This is a genomic window from Enterobacter sp. HK169, from assembly GCF_001719105.1.
In the GTDB taxonomy this organism is placed as follows: Bacteria; Pseudomonadota; Gammaproteobacteria; order Enterobacterales; family Enterobacteriaceae; genus Enterobacter; species Enterobacter asburiae_B.
The window spans coordinates 4,500,489-4,517,070 of record NZ_CP017087.1; the positions used below are offsets into that span (position 1 = coordinate 4,500,489).

Below are 16,582 nucleotides of genomic sequence, written 5' to 3' on the forward strand. Positions count from 1 at the left end.
CTATAATGAAAGAAAGCCCCAGCGTGATGGGCATGTCGTGAAAACAGGGGGCAAGGGATGTTGCTAAAGAAAGAATGTGGTCGTCAGCTGTCTGCGCTGAGTTTATGCCTGGCAGTGATGTTTGCTCCGCTGTTAACCGCCCAGGCCGACGAGCCTGAAATTGTGCCGACTGACAGCTCGGCAACGACAGGCGCGCAGCCAACGTCGTTGTCCCAGCCGCTGGAACAGTCTCCGGCAACGGCGATCATGGCCGGAATTAAACCGCTGCCGGAAGGCATCGACGCGGAATCGCTCAGCCAGCAGCTGCAGTCGGAGCTGCCGTCAGGCTACACGCCTGTCTATATCAACCAGCTCACGCTCCTCTATGCTGCCCGCGATATGAAACCGATGTGGGAAAATCGCGATGCCGTGCGTGCCTTCCAGCAGCAGCTGGCAGAGGTTGCGATTGCAGGGTTTCAGCCGCAGTTTACAAAGTGGGTTGAGCTGTTAACCGATCCTGCCGTCACCGGGCAGGCGCGGGACGTGGTGCTTTCCGATGCCATGATGGGCTACCTGCAGTTTGTGGCGGGTATTCCGGTCAACGGCAACCGCTGGCTGTACAGCGATAAGCCGTACAAGCTGGCGACGCCGGCGCTGTCGGTGATTAACCAGTGGCAGCTCGCGCTGGATAACGGCGAACTGCCGCGCTTTATTGCCAGCCTGGCACCGGCGCATCCGCACTATGCCACCCTGCACCAGTCGCTCCTCACGCTGGTGGGGGACACGCGTCCATGGCCGCAGATGCGCGGCACCGCGACGCTGCGTCCGGGGCAGTGGAGCAGCGATGTTCCTGCCCTGCGCGAGATCCTGACGCGTTCTGGTCTTCTTGACGGCGGGCCAAAGATTGTTCTCCCGGGTGACGATCCACAAAACGTCGCCGTCAGCCCGTCAGCGCCAGTTAAAGAGAAGAAAGCCGTTGCCCTGAGCAACAAACCCGCTGCTTACGATCGCGAGCTGGTTGCGGCCGTTAAACAGTTCCAGGCCGCTCAGGGGCTGGGGGCCGATGGCGTCATTGGCCAGACGACGCGCGACTGGCTGAACGTATCGCCTGCGCAGCGGGCAGGGGTGCTGGCGCTCAATATCCAGCGTTTGCGCTTGCTGCCGGGAACGCTCTCTACCGGAATTATGGTTAACATCCCGGCGTATTCCCTGGTCTATTACCAGAACGGCAGCGAAGTGCTGGCGTCCCGCGTGATTGTCGGGCGTCCGGATCGTAAAACACCGATGATGAGCAGCGCGCTGAATAACGTGGTGGTTAACCCGCCGTGGAACGTACCGCCGACGCTGGCGCGTAAAGACATTCTGCCGAAAGTCTGGAACGATCCGGGTTATCTGGAGCGTCATGGCTACACGGTGATGCGTGGATGGAACAGTAAAGAGGCCATCGATCCTTATATGGTCGACTGGTCGACCATCACAGCGTCGAATCTGCCGTTCCGCTTCCAGCAGGCTCCCGGAGCGCATAACTCTTTAGGGCGCTACAAATTCAACATGCCGAGTTCAGAAGCGATCTATCTGCACGATACGCCGAACCACAATCTGTTCCAGAAAGATACGCGCGCGCTGAGTTCTGGCTGTGTGCGCGTGAACAAAGCTTCAGAGCTGGCCAATATGCTGTTGCAGGATGCGGGCTGGAACGATACGCGTATCTCGGATGCCCTGAAGCAGGGGGATACGCGTTACGTGAATATTCGCCACAATATTCCGGTCAATCTTTACTATCTGACGGCATTTGTGGGTGAGGACGGGCGTACCCAGTATCGTACAGATATTTACAATTATGATCTCACCGCGCGATCCGGCGCACAAATTTTGCCAAAAGCGGAACAATTAATCAGGTAAATGAAGCAGTTCGGGAAAAATGATTGTCGTAAGTTAGGGTGAATAGGGGGCAATATCGCTGTAAGCCGCGTATTCACTGGGGTTGGGCGCCTTGACGTACCTGGTTTTGCCAGTTAAGGTGCCCTTCGTGCGCTAAGCATATTACGATTTCTTTTACCTGTAGACCTGATTATCATGGACAAATTTGACGCTAATCGCCGCAAACTGCTGGCGTTAGGTGGTGTTGCGCTTGGCGCAGCGGCCATCTTGCCGACGCCAGCATTTGCCACCCTCTCGACACCTCGTCCGCGAGTTTTAACGCTCAACAACCTGCATACCGGTGAGTCGCTAAAAGCGGAGTTTTTCGATGGCAGAGGCTATATTCAGGATGAATTAGCAAGACTTAACCATTTTTTCCGTGATTTCCGCGCGAATAAAATAAAAGCCATCGATCCAGGACTGTTTGATCAGATTTTCCGCCTTCAGGGCCTGCTGGGCACCAGCAGGCCGGTGCAGCTCATTTCTGGCTATCGTTCGATTGATACCAATAATGAACTGCGCGCCCACAGTCGCGGGGTAGCCAAAAAAAGCTATCACACGAAGGGACAGGCAATGGATTTCCATATTGAAGGCGTTTCGTTAGCCAATATTCGCAAAGCCGCGTTATCTATGCGCGCAGGTGGTGTAGGATATTACCCCAGCAGCAACTTTGTGCATATTGATACCGGTCCGGTTCGGCACTGGTAATAACGAAACACAGGAGCAGTATGAACTATCGTATTATTCCGGTTACCGCGTTCTCCCAGAATTGTTCATTGATCTGGTGCGAACAGACTAAACTGGCCGCGCTTGTCGATCCCGGCGGTGACGCTGAGAAAATCAAGCAGGAAGTCGCCGACAGCGGCGTGACGCTCATGCAGATTTTACTGACGCACGGTCACCTCGACCATGTGGGTGCAGCGGCTGAACTCGCTAAACACTACGGTGTGCCGATCGTCGGTCCGGAAAAAGAAGATGAGTTCTGGCTGCAGGGGTTACCCGCCCAAAGCCGCATGTTTGGCCTTGATGAGTGTCAGCCCCTGACGCCCGATCGCTGGCTGAACGAAGGAGAGCGCGTTAACGTAGGGAATGTGACTTTACAGGTGTTGCATTGTCCTGGGCATACGCCAGGCCATATCGTCTTCTTTGATGACCAGTCCCGTCTGCTGATTTCCGGCGATGTGATCTTCAAAGGTGGCGTAGGACGCAGCGATTTTCCGCGCGGCGATCACGGGCAGCTGATTCAGTCGATTAAGCAAAAGTTATTGCCGCTGGGCGATGACGTTACGTTTATCCCTGGACACGGTCCGATGTCGACGCTGGGCTACGAACGGCTCCATAATCCGTTCCTTCAGGATGAGATGCCTGTCTGGTAACCAGAATAAAAAAAGCCTGCATAACGCAGGCTTTTTTATGGACGCAAATTACAGTACGGCGACAATCGCTTCGCACAGTGGCGCCATGTTGTCAGGCGTCATGCCAGCAACGTTCACGCGGCCAGAGGCCACGGCGTACACGCCAAACTCTTCACGCAGACGCAGAACCTGCTCTTTGGTCAGGCCGCTGAACGAGAACATGCCGTTCTGTTTGATAATAAAGCTGAAGTCGCGGTCCGCGCCTTTCTCAACCAGTGTGTTCACAAACAGCAGGCGCATGCGCTGAATACGTTGACGCATATCGTTCAGCTCTTGTTCCCAGATAGCGCGCAGTGCATCGTTGCTCAGGATAGTGGCAACAACAGACGCACCGTGTGCCGGTGGGTTAGAGTAGTTAGCGCGGATAACCGATTTCATCTGGCTGAACGCACGATCGACGGTCTCTTCGTTAGCGGCAACCAGCGTACAGGCACCCACGCGCTCATTGTACAGACCGAAGTTCTTGGAATACGAGCTTGCGACAATCAGCTCCTGGTGAACGGCTGCGAACGCGCGCAGGCCTTCGGCATCTTCTTCCAGACCACGGGCGAAGCCCTGGTAGGCAAAGTCAAACAGCGGCAGCCAGCCTTTTTCAACGGACAGTTTCGCCAGGTGTTGCCACTGCTCAAGCGTCGGATCGATACCGGTTGGGTTGTGGCAGCAGCCGTGGAACAGAACCACGTCACCTGCCTGCGCTTCGCTCAGGCTCGCCAGCAGGCCGTCAAAGTCGAGAGAGTGGTTTGCCGCGTCGTAGTATGCATATTCACGCACTTCCAGACCCGCAGAGTTAAACACGCTCTTGTGGTTCGGCCAGCTTGGGTTGCTCACCCATACGCGCTTAACAGAGGTGTTTTTCGCAAGGAAATCCGCCGCTACGCGCAGCGCACCGGTACCGCCTGGGGTCTGTGCTGTACGGGCACGTTTGTCACTCACAATTGCGCTGCCTTTACCGAACAGCAGCTCCTGGGTGCAGCGACCAAACTCAGGGATACCATCAATACCGAGGTAGTTTTTGGTGGTTTCGTTTTCCAGCAGATACTGCTCAGCTTTCTTAACGCTGGTCAGTACCGGAGTTTTGCCGGTTTCATCTTTATATACACCAATACCCAGGTTGATTTTGCCAGGGCGGTCGTCGGCACGAAACAGATCGGCCAGGCCCAGAATAGGGTCGGCAGGAGCGGCGGTAATGTTCTCAAACATGACGAAGTTCCATTGTGATTACAGAAGTGAAATCCGCTATCAGGTTAACGGTAGATTTACAAAATGCCAACCGTTTGCGACGAAAAGCGTGCGGCTTTTCAAAAGTCGCCATTATTTTCTGTCACGCATAAAAAAACAGGGCCGAAGCCCTGTTCATTAAGCATATAACAAAGTGGTGTACTGATTAGAACTGGTAGGTTACGCCAACGGTAGCTTGGTTGTCAGAGCCAACCCAGCTGGTGGACGCATCTTTGTCGTCCAGCAGGTTGAAGCGGTAGTCACCGTACACGTTGAAGTTCTTGTTGAAGTAGTAAGTCGCACCAGTGGTGATGTATTTCGCCAGGTCACGGTCGCCGATGCCGTTCAGGTCTTTACCTTTGGACTGAACGTAAGAAACGGAAGGACGCAGGCCGAAGTCGAACTGGTACTGAGCGATAACTTCAAAGTTCTGGGTCTTGTTAGCAATGTTATAAACATTACCATCATCATTCGGAACATAGTTTTCGCCGCTGTTACCCAGGCGGCTCATGTTGCGAGTCTCTGCATAAACGGTCGCCAGGTAGATGTTGTTCGCGTCGTATTTCGCGCCAACAGCCCAGGATTCAGCTTTATCGCCTTTACCATCTTTTTTCTGCTCAAGCGTACGGTTAGCGGTGCTGTAGGCACCGATCAGACCGAAGCCTTCACCGAACTCGTAGCCCAGAGACAGGCCAACACCGTCGCCGTTTGCTTCATTCAGGTTTTTACGATCGTTTTTACCCTGGTATTGAACGCCAAAGTTCAGACCATCAACCAGACCGAAGAAGTTGTTGTTACGGTAGGTCAGCAGGCCAGTAGAACGGCTGGTCATGTAGTTATCAACATAGCCGCCACCCCAGGTTTCGCCAGAGAAGGACGGAGCCATATCGGTGTAGGATTCTACGTCATACACGATACCGTAGTTACGACCGTAGTCCAGAGAACCCGCGTCAGCGATTTTCAGGCCAGCGAAAGCCAGACGAGTTACGTTAGTCTGATCACCTTCAGCTGCACCGGCGCGTGCACGGTATTCCCACTGACCGTAACCGGTCAGCTGGTCGTTGATCTGAGTTTCGCCTTTGAAGCCGATCTGGCCGTAAGAGGAGTCAGCGTTTTTGTGTACGCCAGAAGTGGTGAAGCCGTGTTCGCCCACAACTTTACCGTAGAAGTCCAGTTTGTTGCCGTTCTTGTTATAGATTTCTGCAGCGTTAGCTGCACCGGCTACCAGCAGGGCAGGGATTACCACTGCCAGAATATTGCGCTTCATCATTATTTATTACCCTCATTGGTTTTTTTATGACACTCGCCACTGCCGTCAATAAATTCTGTCAATAAATATTTCCGGAACTATTGATGAGAGTTTGGTGTCTTTATGTATCTGACAGGCATCTTTCCATTCGGCGAAGCGTTTCGCTAGCCTGAAAGTGCTACAATTCTCAAGATTAAGTAACCGAAAGAAAATATGTGTAACTAAATATGTATTTTTGGGAACTTTGTGAACCATCTCAAACTTCAGAACTCCCTGGCGAATTAAACAGCAAGGGCTATCCTATATATATGAATTCCTTATGATTAATTGAGATAAAGGCGATTCGTATAAACAGACCTTAAACGGCTCGTTTTTTCTTATGACTGCAAAAGGCCTTCCGGATGGCTGTAAGATTGGTCGAAATTTGTGCTATCGCTTGAGGGTGTAATAATCGCAATAAGAATGGGGTTTATTTTTTGTGGCTGGATATTTCGCGGAAACAAAACGTAACAGGTAGTGGTTGTGACGGGGGGAAGGTTTAAAGACGCTGACTTTGCGCTGACGAAAACTGACAATACAGAATAAAATAATGGCCAGCATCTGCTGGCCATTTCAGTCTTTTACCGATTAGAAGCTGGCGTTACGTGGAGTACGTGGGAATGGGATCACGTCTCGTACGTTCTGAACACCGGTAACGTAGGCAATCAGACGCTCGAAGCCCAGACCAAAACCGGCGTGCGGTACGGTACCGTAACGGCGCAGATCGCGGTACCAGCTGTAGTCAGCGGGGTTGAGGCCCATCTCTTCCATACGCGCGTCCAGCACGTCAAGACGTTCTTCACGCTGAGAGCCACCGATGATTTCACCAATGCCCGGCGCCAGTACATCCATCGCTGCCACGGTTTTACCGTCTTCGTTAAGGCGCATATAGAAGGCCTTAATGTCTTTCGGGTAGTTTTTAACGACAACCGGCGCTTTGAAATGCTTCTCGGCCAGATAGCGTTCGTGCTCAGACGCCAGGTCAACGCCCCAGTAAACCGGGTTCTCGAACGTCTCACCGCATTTCTCGAGGATCGCCACCGCGTCGGTATAGTCCACCTGCGCAAAGTCGGCAGAGACGAAACGCTCCAGACGCGCTACAGCATCGCTGTCTACGCGTTCTGCGAAGAATTTCATGTCGTCAGGACGCTCTTCCAGCACCGCTTTGAAGACATACTTCAGCATGGCTTCTGCCAGGCCAGCGACATCGTCGAGGTTGGCGAAGGCCACTTCAGGCTCCAGCATCCAGAATTCCGCCAGGTGACGACTGGTGTTGGAGTTTTCGGCGCGGAAGGTTGGGCCAAAGGTGTAGATCTTTGACAGCGCACAGGCGTACGTTTCGCCGTTGAGCTGACCAGATACCGTCAGGAAAGCTTCTTTACCAAAGAAGTCTTTGTCATAGTCCACTTTACCTTCAGGCGTGCGCGGCAGGTTTTCCATGTCCAGCGTCGAAACGCGGAACATCTCACCGGCACCTTCCGTATCGGACGCGGTGATCAGCGGGGTAGACACCCAGAAGTAACCCTGCTCATCGAAGAAACGATGCAGCGCCTGCGCCAGCGTATGACGCACGCGCGCCACTGCACCAATCAGGTTGGTACGCGGACGCAGGTGGGCGACTTCACGCAGATATTCGATGCTGTGGCGTTTTGCCGCCATCGGATAGGTGTCCGGATCTTCAACCCAGCCGGTGACTTCAATGGCAGAGGCCTGAATTTCGAAGCTCTGGCCCTGACCTGGTGAAGCCACAACCACGCCGGTAACAATGACGGAGCAACCCGTTGTCAGTCGCAGAACGTCATCATTGTAATTGGGCAGAGAATTATTAATGACGGCCTGTACAGGATCAAAGCAGGAACCGTCATAGACGGCGAGGAAGGAGATGCCAGCTTTAGAATCTCGGCGGGTACGCACCCATCCGCGCACGGTGACTTCCTGGTCAACGGCGACACGGCCCTGGAGTACGTCGGCTACAGGCACAACGCTCATAATATTCTCTCTGTTAATAGTCGGAAAAAATAAACACTTGTCCACCCTTATGGGGGGATATCTATGTTACCTGCCATCCGCTATCAGACAAGTAAATTTCGCAGTCAAAAGAGAAGAATTGAGAAATAAATAATAAGAAGGGAGCCATAAAGGCTCCCGTAAGCGCTTAACTGGCTTTTTTGATCAAGGGGAGGTCGAACGCTTTACGCAATGCGCGGACAAATGCTTTGTCATGGCAGATGGTTTTACCCGGGCTGTCGGAGAGTTTCGCCACCGGCTTGCCGTTACATTCCACCAGTTTGATGACGATATTCAGAGGTTTTACCTGAGGAATATCGCAGGTCAGACGGGTACCAATCCCGAAGCTCAGGTTCACACGGGTATTGAAATGGCGATAGAGGTCGACCGCTTTCGCCAGGTCGAGATTATCCGAGAAGACCAGCACCTTGCTCATCGGGTCAATGCCGAGTTTTTGGTAATGGGCAATGGCTTTCTCGCCCCATTCAACCGGATCCCCGGAGTCGTGCCGTAATCCCTGGTAACGTTCAGCGAACTCGGGACCAAAGTCGCGCAGGAAAGCATCCATCGTAATACAGTCGGTGAGGGCGATCCCTAGCTGATTCGGGTACTCCTCAAGCCATGCGGCCAGCGCCGCGCGCTGGCTGTTAGCCAGATCGGGGCTGATCTGCTGATGCGCCTGGAACCACTCGTGTGCCTGGGTGCCCATTGGCGTCAGGCTGAGGCGTCGTGCCAGATCGTAGTTACTGGTGCCCACGAACCACGGCTCCCGCTGCAGACGTTTAACGATGGCCTCCTGAACGTCACGTGAGAAACGGCGACGCGTGCCAAAGTCCATCAGGCGGAAGCGGGACATGTCCAGCCCTTCGGTCAGCGTGGAGAAGGCTGCGAGTTTATTTTCCAGCGCGGCGACCGCCTGCTCGACGCCTTTTTCCGGCGAACGGTAGCGGTGAGCCAGTTCACTGATCACCGCCAGAAGCGGCACTTCCCACATGATCACTTCCCGCCACGGACCTTCAAGGCGAATATCCAGCTTGCCATTATCGTTAACCACGCTGACCTGCTCCGGCTTATAGCGGAAATCGCGCAGCCAGTTCAGGTAGTCGGCTTTGAAGAAAGGCAGGCCAGAAAGCCACTGATATTCCTCGTCCTGCAGCGTCAGATGCTGCATAGCATCGACCTGTTCACGAATGGCGTCTGCGTAGATACCGAGCAAGTCGTCGCCACGACAGCGGAATTCCGCCGCGACGTGAACGTCATAGTAGTGGTGGAAAACGGCTTGCTGCATATGCAGTTTATACGCGTCGGTATCCAGCAACGTATGCAGAACTGGAGAAGCGAATTGAGTCATAGGTGCGCAGTAGCATCCTCTCACAGGAGCGTTTAGTACAATAAACAACTCCGGAGTATACCTTGTTTAGTGATTTATTGAACCCCGATCACAACATAAGCGCGTTTTATGGTCGAGGGCATTTTGTGCCCCGTGTTATACAAATGTAGCAAAAAAAGGTTTTGACCCTGAAAAGATGAACATTCTGCATAGCGCGATTTGCGCAACAGGAATATATTGAAACGTTACTCGACAAACGATGCATAAGGTTTTCTATGACACAACAGCCACAAGCCAAATACCGCCACGACTACCGTGCGCCGGATTACCTGATTAGCGAAATCGATCTGACTTTTGACCTGGATGCCACAAAAACCGTTGTCACGGCGGTGAGCCAGGTGACGCGCCATAGCGCAACTGCGGTGCCGCTGCGTCTGGATGGTGAAGACCTGACGCTGGTCTCCCTGCATATTAATGATGAAGCCTGGTCAGACTATAAAGAAGAAAACAACCAGCTGGTCATCGACAACCTGCCGGAACAGTTTACACTGCGCATCGTGAATGAAATCAGCCCGGCCGCCAACACCGCGCTGGAAGGGCTTTACCAGTCGGGCGTGGCGCTGTGTACCCAGTGTGAAGCGGAAGGGTTCCGCCACATAACCTGGTATCTCGATCGTCCGGACGTCCTGGCGCGCTTCACCACCAAAATCATCGCCGATAAAACCCTGTATCCCTTCCTGCTCTCTAACGGTAACCGCGTAGGCGAAGGCGAGCTCGAGAATGGCCGTCACTGGGTGCAGTGGCAGGATCCCTTCCCGAAACCGTGCTACCTTTTTGCGCTGGTGGCGGGGGACTTCGACGTGCTGCGCGACACCTTCAAAACGCGCTCAGGCCGCGAGGTGGCGCTGGAGCTGTTTGTTGACCGCGGCAACCTTGACCGCGCGCCGTGGGCGATGACCTCCCTCATCAACTCCATGAAGTGGGACGAAGAGCGCTTCGGCCTCGAATATGACCTCGACATCTATATGATCGTCGCCGTCGATTTCTTCAACATGGGCGCAATGGAGAACAAAGGCCTTAACGTCTTTAACTCCAAATACGTGCTGGCGCGTACCGATACCGCAACGGACAAAGACTACCTTGATATCGAACGCGTTATCGGCCACGAATATTTCCACAACTGGACCGGTAACCGCGTCACCTGCCGCGACTGGTTCCAGCTGAGCCTGAAAGAGGGCCTGACCGTCTTCCGCGATCAGGAGTTCAGCTCCGATCTGGGTTCACGCGCGGTGAACCGCATCAACAACGTGCGTACCATGCGTGGCCTGCAGTTTGCTGAAGATGCCAGCCCAATGGCGCACCCGATCCGCCCGGATAAAGTCATCGAGATGAACAACTTCTACACCCTGACGGTTTACGAGAAGGGCGCTGAAATTATCCGCATGATCCACACCCTGCTGGGCGAGGAGAACTTCCAGAAAGGGATGCAGCTGTACTTCGAGCGTCATGACGGCAGCGCGGCCACCTGCGACGATTTTGTGCAGGCTATGGAAGATGCCTCTAATGTCGATCTCTCTCACTTCCGCCGCTGGTACAGCCAGGCCGGGACGCCGGTTGTCGCCGTCAAAGACGATTACAATCCGGAAACCGAGCAGTACACCCTGACCATCAGCCAGCGCACGCCGCCGACGGCGGAGCAGGAAGAGAAATATCCGTTGCATATTCCGTTCAGCATTGAGCTGTACGATAACGAAGGCAAAGTCATCCCGCTCCAGAAGGGCGGCCACCCGGTACACCACGTGCTGAACGTGACTCAGGCCGAGCAGACCTTTATCTTCGATAACGTCTACTTCCAGCCGGTGCCTGCGCTGCTGTGTGAATTCTCCGCGCCGGTGAAGCTGGAATACAAGTGGAGCGATCAGCAGCTGACGTTCCTGATGCGTCACGCGCGTAACGACTTCTCCCGCTGGGACGCGGCGCAAAGCCTGCTGGCGACCTACATTAAGCTCAACGTAAACCGCCATCAGCAGGGCCAGCCGCTGTCGCTGCCTGTCCATGTGGCTGACGCGTTCCGCGCGATCCTGCTGGATGAGAAGATTGACCCGGCCCTGGCCGCTGAAATTCTGACCCTGCCGTCAGCGACTGAAATCGCCGAGCTGTTTGACATCATCGACCCGATTGCCATCGTGGCGGTGCGTGAAGCGTTGACCCGTACGCTGGCTGCAGAGCTGGCCGATGAGTTCCTGGCTATATATAACGCCAACAAGCTTGACGCTTATCGCGTTGAGCACGCGGACATTGGCAAACGTTCTCTGCGCAATACCTGCCTGCGCTATCTGGCGTTTGGTGAAACCGAGCTGGCGAACACCCTGGTGAGCAAGCAGTACCACGAAGCGGATAACATGACCGACGCCCTGGCCGCGCTGGGTGCAAGCGTTGCCGCTGAACTGCCGTGCCGTGATGCGTTAATGCAGGAGTACGACGACAAGTGGCATCAGGATGGCCTGGTGATGGACAAATGGTTCATCCTGCAGGCGACCAGCCCGGCGGCCGATGCGCTCAGCAACGTGCGCAGCCTGCTTAAGCATCGCTCCTTTACCCTGAGCAACCCAAACCGCGTGCGTTCTCTGATTGGCGCGTTTGCCAGCAGCAACCCGGCCGCGTTCCACGCCGAAGACGGCAGCGGGTATCAGTTCATGGTGGAAATGCTGACCGAGCTGAACAGCCGTAACCCGCAGGTGGCGTCGCGCCTGATTGAGCCGCTGATCCGTTTGAAACGCTACGATGCGAAGCGTCAGGCGAAGATGCGTGCCGCGCTTGAGCAGCTGAAAGGGCTGGAGAACCTGTCTGGTGATTTGTACGAGAAGATTGCTAAAGCCTTAGCGTAATAAAAAATTGCCCTGTGGGCAGGTAAAAGCAGAACGGCAACCTCGGTTGCCGTTTTTTGTGTTTTCTCCCCGTGGGAGAGGGCCGGGGTGAGGGCATCAGGCATTAGCCTTGGCTCGCTGTAACTCCGTCCCCCCGCGCTTCATCACCCGATCCAATACCTCAGCTTCCAGCTCCGCCAGCCTTGCCGAGCCCACGCGGCGAGGGCGCGGAAGATCCACCGTCAGATCCAGGCCTATTTTCCCGTCCTCAATTAGCAGCACCCGGTCAGCCATCGCGACGGCCTCGCTCACGTCATGCGTCACCAGCAGTACCGTAAAGCCGTGCGCCTGCCACAGGGAGCCAATCAAATCCTGCATTTCGATCCGCGTCAGGGCGTCGAGCGCGCCGAGCGGTTCATCAAGCAACAGCAGGCCCGGACGGTGAATCAACGCGCGCGCCAGCGCCACGCGCTGCTTCTGCCCGCCCGAGAGGGCAGCAGGCCATTCACCCGCACGATTTTCCAGCCCAACGGCGGCCAGCGCCTCCCGGGCTTCATCCCGCCAGCTGCCCTTAAGAGCGAGCCCGACATTGTCGATAACCGTTTTCCACGGCAGCAGGCGTGCATCCTGAAACATCATGCGGGTATCGTCCTGAATATTCGAAAGCGGCGTTGTTCCTGCCAGAATGTCACCGCCGTTGGGGGCTTCCAGCCCGGCCAGAAGGCGTAGCAAGGTACTCTTGCCGCCGCCGCTGCGCCCGACAACGGCCACAAATTGTCCGGCGGGAATATGCAGATCCAGCCCGTTAAGAATGGTGTTTTCGCCGTAGCGTTTGGTCACGCCGTTCAGCAGTAACGGCGTTCCCTGGTTCAGTCGTGCAGTATTCATGCTTTCGCCTCCTGAAGGGTATAGGCCGGGTTCCAGCGCAGCCAGCTGCGCTCCAGCCACTGGGCGCTGACGTCGGCGAGTTTGCCGAGCAGGGCATACAGAATGATGGCAACCACCACCACGTCCGTTTGCAGGAATTCGCGGGCGTTCATCGCCAGGTAGCCAATACCTGAGTTGGCCGAGATGGTCTCCGCCACAATCAGCGTCAGCCACATCAGGCCGAGCGCAAAACGCACCCCGACCATAATGGAGGGCAGGGCGCCAGGCAGGATCACGTGGATAAAGAGAGAAAAACCGGACAAGCCGTAGCTGCGTGCCATCTCCACCAGACCGCGATCGATATTGCGGATGCCGTGCCAGGTGTTGATGTAAATCGGGAACAGTGTACCCAGCGCCACGAGGAAGATCTTGGCGCTCTCATCAATGCCAAACCACAGGATAACCAGCGGGATCAGCGCCAGATGCGGCACGTTGCGCAGCATCTGAATGGAGGTATCCAGCAGCCGCTCGCCCCAGCGGGAAAGGCCGCTGATCAGGCCCAGAACCAGACCGATGCTGCCGCCGATGGAAAACCCAATCACGGCGCGCCAGGAGCTGATCGCCAGATGCTGCCACAGCTCACCGCTCACGCTCAGCGACCAGAACGCTTCTACGACGCCCTCCGGAGAGGGCAGAATGCGGCTCGACAGCCAGCCGGTGGACGACGCGAGCTGCCAGAGAGCCACAATGCCGACGGGTAAAAACCACGGCGCGGCGCGCAGCAGCCATTTTTGGGAGGTGGCAGACATGGTCGCTCCTTAGCTCTGCGCGGCTTTGCGGGGAATAAACTCGTTCGCCACGGCTTCGCCCTGAAGCTGAAGCCGCTGCGGCTGCGGAATCTCCGGGATGGCGACATCCAGATGCGGGAATAACAGCTCGCCCACCTTGTACGCCTCTTCCAGATGCGGATAACCGGAGAGAATAAAGCTGTCGATACCCAGGTCTGCGTATTCATTAATCCGGGCGGCTACGGTCGGTCCGTCGCCGACCAGCGCCGTGCCCGCCCCGCCGCGCACCAGGCCAACGCCCGCCCACAGGTTCGGGCTAATCTCCAGGTTCTCGCGCTTGCCGTTGTGCAGGGACGCCATTCGGTGCTGTCCGACGGAGTCGGTTTTCGCAAACGCGGCCTGCGCCCTGGCGATGGTCTCATCGTCCAGGTGGGAGATCAGGCGGTCTGCGGCCTGCCAGGCTTCTTCATTGGTTTCCCGCACAATTACGTGCAGACGAATGCCGAAGCGCACCTTGCGCCCATGGGCGGCCGCTTTAGCGCGTACCTGGGCAATTTTTTCTTTCACCAGCTCAGGCGGTTCGCCCCAGGTCAGATAGAGATCGACCTGTTCTGCCGCCAGATCCTGGGCCACATCCGACGATCCGCCAAAATAGAGCGGCGGTCGCGGCTGCTGCACCGGCGGGAAGTAGAGCTTCGCGTCACGAACGTGAATATGCTTGCCTTCAAAGGTGACGGTTTCACCTTCCAGCAGACGTCGCCAGACGCGGGTGAACTCGGCGGAGGCTTCGTAGCGCTCGGTATGGTCGAGGAACACCCCATCGCCCGCCAGCTCCTGCGGGTCGCTGCCCGTCACCAGGTTAAACAGGGCGCGACCGTTGGACAGCCTGTCCAGCGTTGCCGCCTGACGCGCCGCCACGGTTGGGGACACCACGCTCGGGCGTAAGGCAACCAGGAACTTCAGACGCTGGGTGACCGGGATCATCGATGCGGCCACCAGCCAGGCATCTTCACATGAACGTCCGGTCGGGATCAGCACCCCGGTGAAACCGATTCGGTCCGCCGCCTGCGCAATCTGCTGCAGGTAGCCGTGGTCAACCGGGCGCGAGCCCTCTTCTGTACCAAGATAGTGTCCATCACCGTGGGTGGGTAAAAACCAGAAAAGATTCAGACTCATGATTTAGCTCCTTCTTTGCCTGCGGGCTGCCAGATGCGTTCGCGAATAGTGACCTGTTTTGGCACCAGGTGGTTTTGATAGAAAAGGTCAGCCGTTTGTTGCTGAAGCGCGGCGACGTGCGCGTCCACGGGCGTAATGGTGGTCGGCGGACGGTGGTTGAGATAGCTCGCGATCACCGGCTCAGGTAAGCCCATGGTTTTCGCCAGCAGGGCAATGCTCTCCTGACGCTGGGTCTGGGTCAGCGCATCGGCCTGGGTAAAGGTATCCAGTACGCCCTGGATAAATGCGCCGTTCTTTTCCGCATAAGGACGCGCGGCCAGATAGAACGAGCCGGTCTGCTTCAGCGTGGTACCGTCTTTCAGCACGCGAACGCCGCCCTGCAGCAATGCGGCGGAGTAGTACGGATCCCAGATGGCCCAGGCATCAACGTTCTTCTGCTGGAACGCGGCGCGCGCGTCGGCAGGCGTCAGGTAAACGGGCTGAATGTCAGTGAACTTGAGCCCGGCTTCCTGCAGGGCACGCAGCAGCAGGTTGTGCGAGCTGGAACCTTTCTGGAAAGCCACTTTATGCCCTTTAAGATCGGCGACGCTTTTAATGTCGCTGTTTTCAGGCACCAGAATCACTTCGGCCTTCGGTTTGGGCGGCTCAACGCCAACATAGACGAGGTCCGCTCCCGCCGCCTGGGCGAATATCGGCGGAATATCACCCGTGCTGCCGAGATCGATACTGCCGACGTTCAGGGCCTCCAGCATCTGCGGGCCAGCCGGGAACTCCACCCACGAGAATTTGGTGTCCGGGAAGCGTTTTTCCAGAAGCTGGTGGCTTTTCGCCAGCACCATGCTGACGCTGCCTTTCTGATAGCCAATGCGCAAACTTTCCGGAGCCGTTTCTGCGGCATGGGCCAGCGAGGTAAGCGCCATCAGACCTGCCAGGCCGATGCGGGTTAACGTTTTAAACATGTGCGACTCCTTGAGGCTGACCAAACGCCGGGGCCTGGATATCCCGGCGGTGCAGGGCATGCCAGAAGGTTTCCAGGGCAGTATCGAGGCGGGTTTGCAGGTTCGGCGTAAAATGAGGTTTATGTTGATAATCGATAACCTGGGAGTCATCTGCGAAAACGCCGTGGAGGATCTCCTGCGCTTTCAGCGCGTTCAGCACCGGCTTCAGGGCATAATCCACGGCCAGTAAATGGGCAACCGTACCGCCCGTTGCCAGCGGCAGCACGACTTTGCCGTCCAGGGCGCGTTCCGGAAGCAGATCGAGCAGGGTTTTCAGCGCCCCGGAAAAAGAGGCTTTATAAATAGGCGTGGCCACAATTAAGCCGTCAGCGCCGTTAAGCTGCTCGATGAGCGTTTTTAGCGCTGGGCTGTCGAAGTGGGCGTAGAGCAGATCTTCAGGTTCGAAGTTATGCAGGTTCCAGTGGCACACTTCCACATCCAGGGCATTGAGTTTTTCGCGGGCATATTCCAGCAGGGCGCTGGAGCGCGAAGGGAATCGTGGACTTCCGGCCAGGGTAATGACGCGCATACTTCCTCCTTATAACCAATTGTTTGCTTTTATCTAACATTAATAACAATTTTCAGGAGTGTGACACCGCGCGGTTATTCCACTAAATGATTTATCTGCAATTAAAATGCGAAAAAGTGCATAAGAAATAGACGGTGAGGTAAACGATTGCGTTTTACGCTGATTTTTTGCCGCAGGTCAATTCCCTTTCGCGCGTGGAT

Annotated in this window: 13 protein-coding genes; 4 read left to right on the plus strand and 9 right to left on the minus strand. The window is 55.8% G+C overall.

The features are described from left to right. The first annotated feature begins 57 nt into the window (after nucleotides 1–57). The 3 genes from ldtD to EnteroDNA1_RS21320 all read left to right on the plus strand — a co-directional run bounded on the left by ldtD (nucleotide 58) and on the right by EnteroDNA1_RS21320 (nucleotide 3,275). Entirely contained in the window at nucleotides 58–1,881 is a 1,824-nt protein-coding gene (gene ldtD, locus EnteroDNA1_RS21310; protein WP_033145103.1) for a L,D-transpeptidase, read from the plus strand. 174 nt (nucleotides 1,882–2,055) lie between these two features. Then, entirely contained in the window at nucleotides 2,056–2,607 is a 552-nt protein-coding gene (locus EnteroDNA1_RS21315; protein ID WP_033145104.1) for a YcbK family protein, read from the plus strand. A gap of 20 nt (nucleotides 2,608–2,627) precedes the next feature. Beyond that, nucleotides 2,628–3,275, plus strand: a complete 648-nt coding sequence (locus tag EnteroDNA1_RS21320) for an MBL fold metallo-hydrolase (protein ID WP_033145105.1) — start codon at nucleotides 2,628–2,630, stop codon at nucleotides 3,273–3,275. A gap of 48 nt (nucleotides 3,276–3,323) precedes the next feature. Here EnteroDNA1_RS21320 and aspC read toward each other — a convergent pair whose 3' ends face one another. The 4 genes from aspC to pncB all read right to left on the minus strand — a co-directional run bounded on the left by aspC (nucleotide 3,324) and on the right by pncB (nucleotide 9,178). After that, on the minus strand, nucleotides 3,324–4,514 hold the full coding sequence (aspC, locus tag EnteroDNA1_RS21325) for an aspartate transaminase (RefSeq protein WP_069303891.1): 1,191 nt from the start codon (nucleotides 4,512–4,514) through the stop codon (nucleotides 3,324–3,326). 184 nt (nucleotides 4,515–4,698) lie between these two features. Beyond that, nucleotides 4,699–5,802, minus strand: a complete 1,104-nt coding sequence (locus EnteroDNA1_RS21330) for a porin (protein ID WP_047651295.1) — start codon at nucleotides 5,800–5,802, stop codon at nucleotides 4,699–4,701. Nucleotides 5,803–6,408: 606 nt separating this feature from the next. Next, nucleotides 6,409–7,809, minus strand: coding sequence for an asparagine--tRNA ligase (gene asnS / locus EnteroDNA1_RS21335; protein WP_048976866.1), 1,401 nt, complete (start codon nucleotides 7,807–7,809; stop codon nucleotides 6,409–6,411). Between the two features lie 166 nt (nucleotides 7,810–7,975). Further along, entirely contained in the window at nucleotides 7,976–9,178 is a 1,203-nt protein-coding gene (gene pncB, locus EnteroDNA1_RS21340; protein ID WP_048976867.1) for a nicotinate phosphoribosyltransferase, read from the minus strand. 254 nt (nucleotides 9,179–9,432) lie between these two features. Between pncB and pepN the strand changes: the two genes are divergently transcribed. Then, nucleotides 9,433–12,045, plus strand: a complete 2,613-nt coding sequence (gene pepN, locus EnteroDNA1_RS21345; protein WP_069303892.1) for an aminopeptidase N — start codon at nucleotides 9,433–9,435, stop codon at nucleotides 12,043–12,045. Between the two features lie 96 nt (nucleotides 12,046–12,141). On the opposite strand, the gene ssuB is transcribed toward pepN, so the two are convergent. Genes ssuB through ssuE form a run of 5 tightly spaced genes read right to left on the minus strand, consistent with a single transcriptional unit; the run spans nucleotide 12,142 to nucleotide 16,382 of the window. Beyond that, nucleotides 12,142–12,912 (minus strand): aliphatic sulfonates ABC transporter ATP-binding protein, encoded by a 771-nt coding sequence (gene ssuB, locus EnteroDNA1_RS21350; RefSeq protein ID WP_069303893.1) that lies wholly within the window; start codon nucleotides 12,910–12,912, stop codon nucleotides 12,142–12,144. Next, nucleotides 12,909–13,700: an aliphatic sulfonate ABC transporter permease SsuC gene (gene ssuC, locus EnteroDNA1_RS21355; protein ID WP_023311016.1), complete on the minus strand. Its 792-nt coding sequence runs from the start codon at nucleotides 13,698–13,700 to the stop codon at nucleotides 12,909–12,911. The genes ssuB and ssuC overlap by 4 nt, the downstream gene beginning before the upstream one ends. A gap of 9 nt (nucleotides 13,701–13,709) precedes the next feature. Continuing rightward, complete coding sequence (gene ssuD, locus EnteroDNA1_RS21360; RefSeq protein ID WP_039261601.1) at nucleotides 13,710–14,855, minus strand: FMNH2-dependent alkanesulfonate monooxygenase; 1,146 nt, start codon at nucleotides 14,853–14,855, stop codon at nucleotides 13,710–13,712. Next, nucleotides 14,852–15,814, minus strand: a complete 963-nt coding sequence (locus tag EnteroDNA1_RS21365; protein WP_032638812.1) for a sulfonate ABC transporter substrate-binding protein — start codon at nucleotides 15,812–15,814, stop codon at nucleotides 14,852–14,854. The genes ssuD and EnteroDNA1_RS21365 overlap by 4 nt, the downstream gene beginning before the upstream one ends. Further along, nucleotides 15,807–16,382, minus strand: a complete 576-nt coding sequence (gene ssuE, locus EnteroDNA1_RS21370) for an NADPH-dependent FMN reductase (RefSeq protein WP_069303894.1) — start codon at nucleotides 16,380–16,382, stop codon at nucleotides 15,807–15,809. The genes EnteroDNA1_RS21365 and ssuE overlap by 8 nt, the downstream gene beginning before the upstream one ends. Nucleotides 16,383–16,582 lie beyond the last annotated feature (200 nt).

Excerpts from the sequence above, each read along its gene's own strand:
- ldtD (WP_033145103.1), top strand. The coding sequence starts at position 58 with ATGTTGCTAAAGAAAGAATGTGGTCGTCAGCTGTCTGCGCTGAGTTTA.
- EnteroDNA1_RS21315 (WP_033145104.1), top strand. The coding sequence starts at position 2,056 with ATGGACAAATTTGACGCTAATCGCCGCAAACTGCTGGCGTTAGGTGGT.
- EnteroDNA1_RS21320 (WP_033145105.1), top strand. The coding sequence starts at position 2,628 with ATGAACTATCGTATTATTCCGGTTACCGCGTTCTCCCAGAATTGTTCA.
- aspC (WP_069303891.1), bottom strand. The coding sequence starts at position 4,514 with ATGTTTGAGAACATTACCGCCGCTCCTGCCGACCCTATTCTGGGCCTG.
- EnteroDNA1_RS21330 (WP_047651295.1), bottom strand. The coding sequence starts at position 5,802 with ATGATGAAGCGCAATATTCTGGCAGTGGTAATCCCTGCCCTGCTGGTA.
- asnS (WP_048976866.1), bottom strand. The coding sequence starts at position 7,809 with ATGAGCGTTGTGCCTGTAGCCGACGTACTCCAGGGCCGTGTCGCCGTT.
- pncB (WP_048976867.1), bottom strand. The coding sequence starts at position 9,178 with ATGACTCAATTCGCTTCTCCAGTTCTGCATACGTTGCTGGATACCGAC.
- pepN (WP_069303892.1), top strand. The coding sequence starts at position 9,433 with ATGACACAACAGCCACAAGCCAAATACCGCCACGACTACCGTGCGCCG.
- ssuB (WP_069303893.1), bottom strand. The coding sequence starts at position 12,912 with ATGAATACTGCACGACTGAACCAGGGAACGCCGTTACTGCTGAACGGC.
- ssuC (WP_023311016.1), bottom strand. The coding sequence starts at position 13,700 with ATGTCTGCCACCTCCCAAAAATGGCTGCTGCGCGCCGCGCCGTGGTTT.
- ssuD (WP_039261601.1), bottom strand. The coding sequence starts at position 14,855 with ATGAGTCTGAATCTTTTCTGGTTTTTACCCACCCACGGTGATGGACAC.
- EnteroDNA1_RS21365 (WP_032638812.1), bottom strand. The coding sequence starts at position 15,814 with ATGTTTAAAACGTTAACCCGCATCGGCCTGGCAGGTCTGATGGCGCTT.
- ssuE (WP_069303894.1), bottom strand. The coding sequence starts at position 16,382 with ATGCGCGTCATTACCCTGGCCGGAAGTCCACGATTCCCTTCGCGCTCC.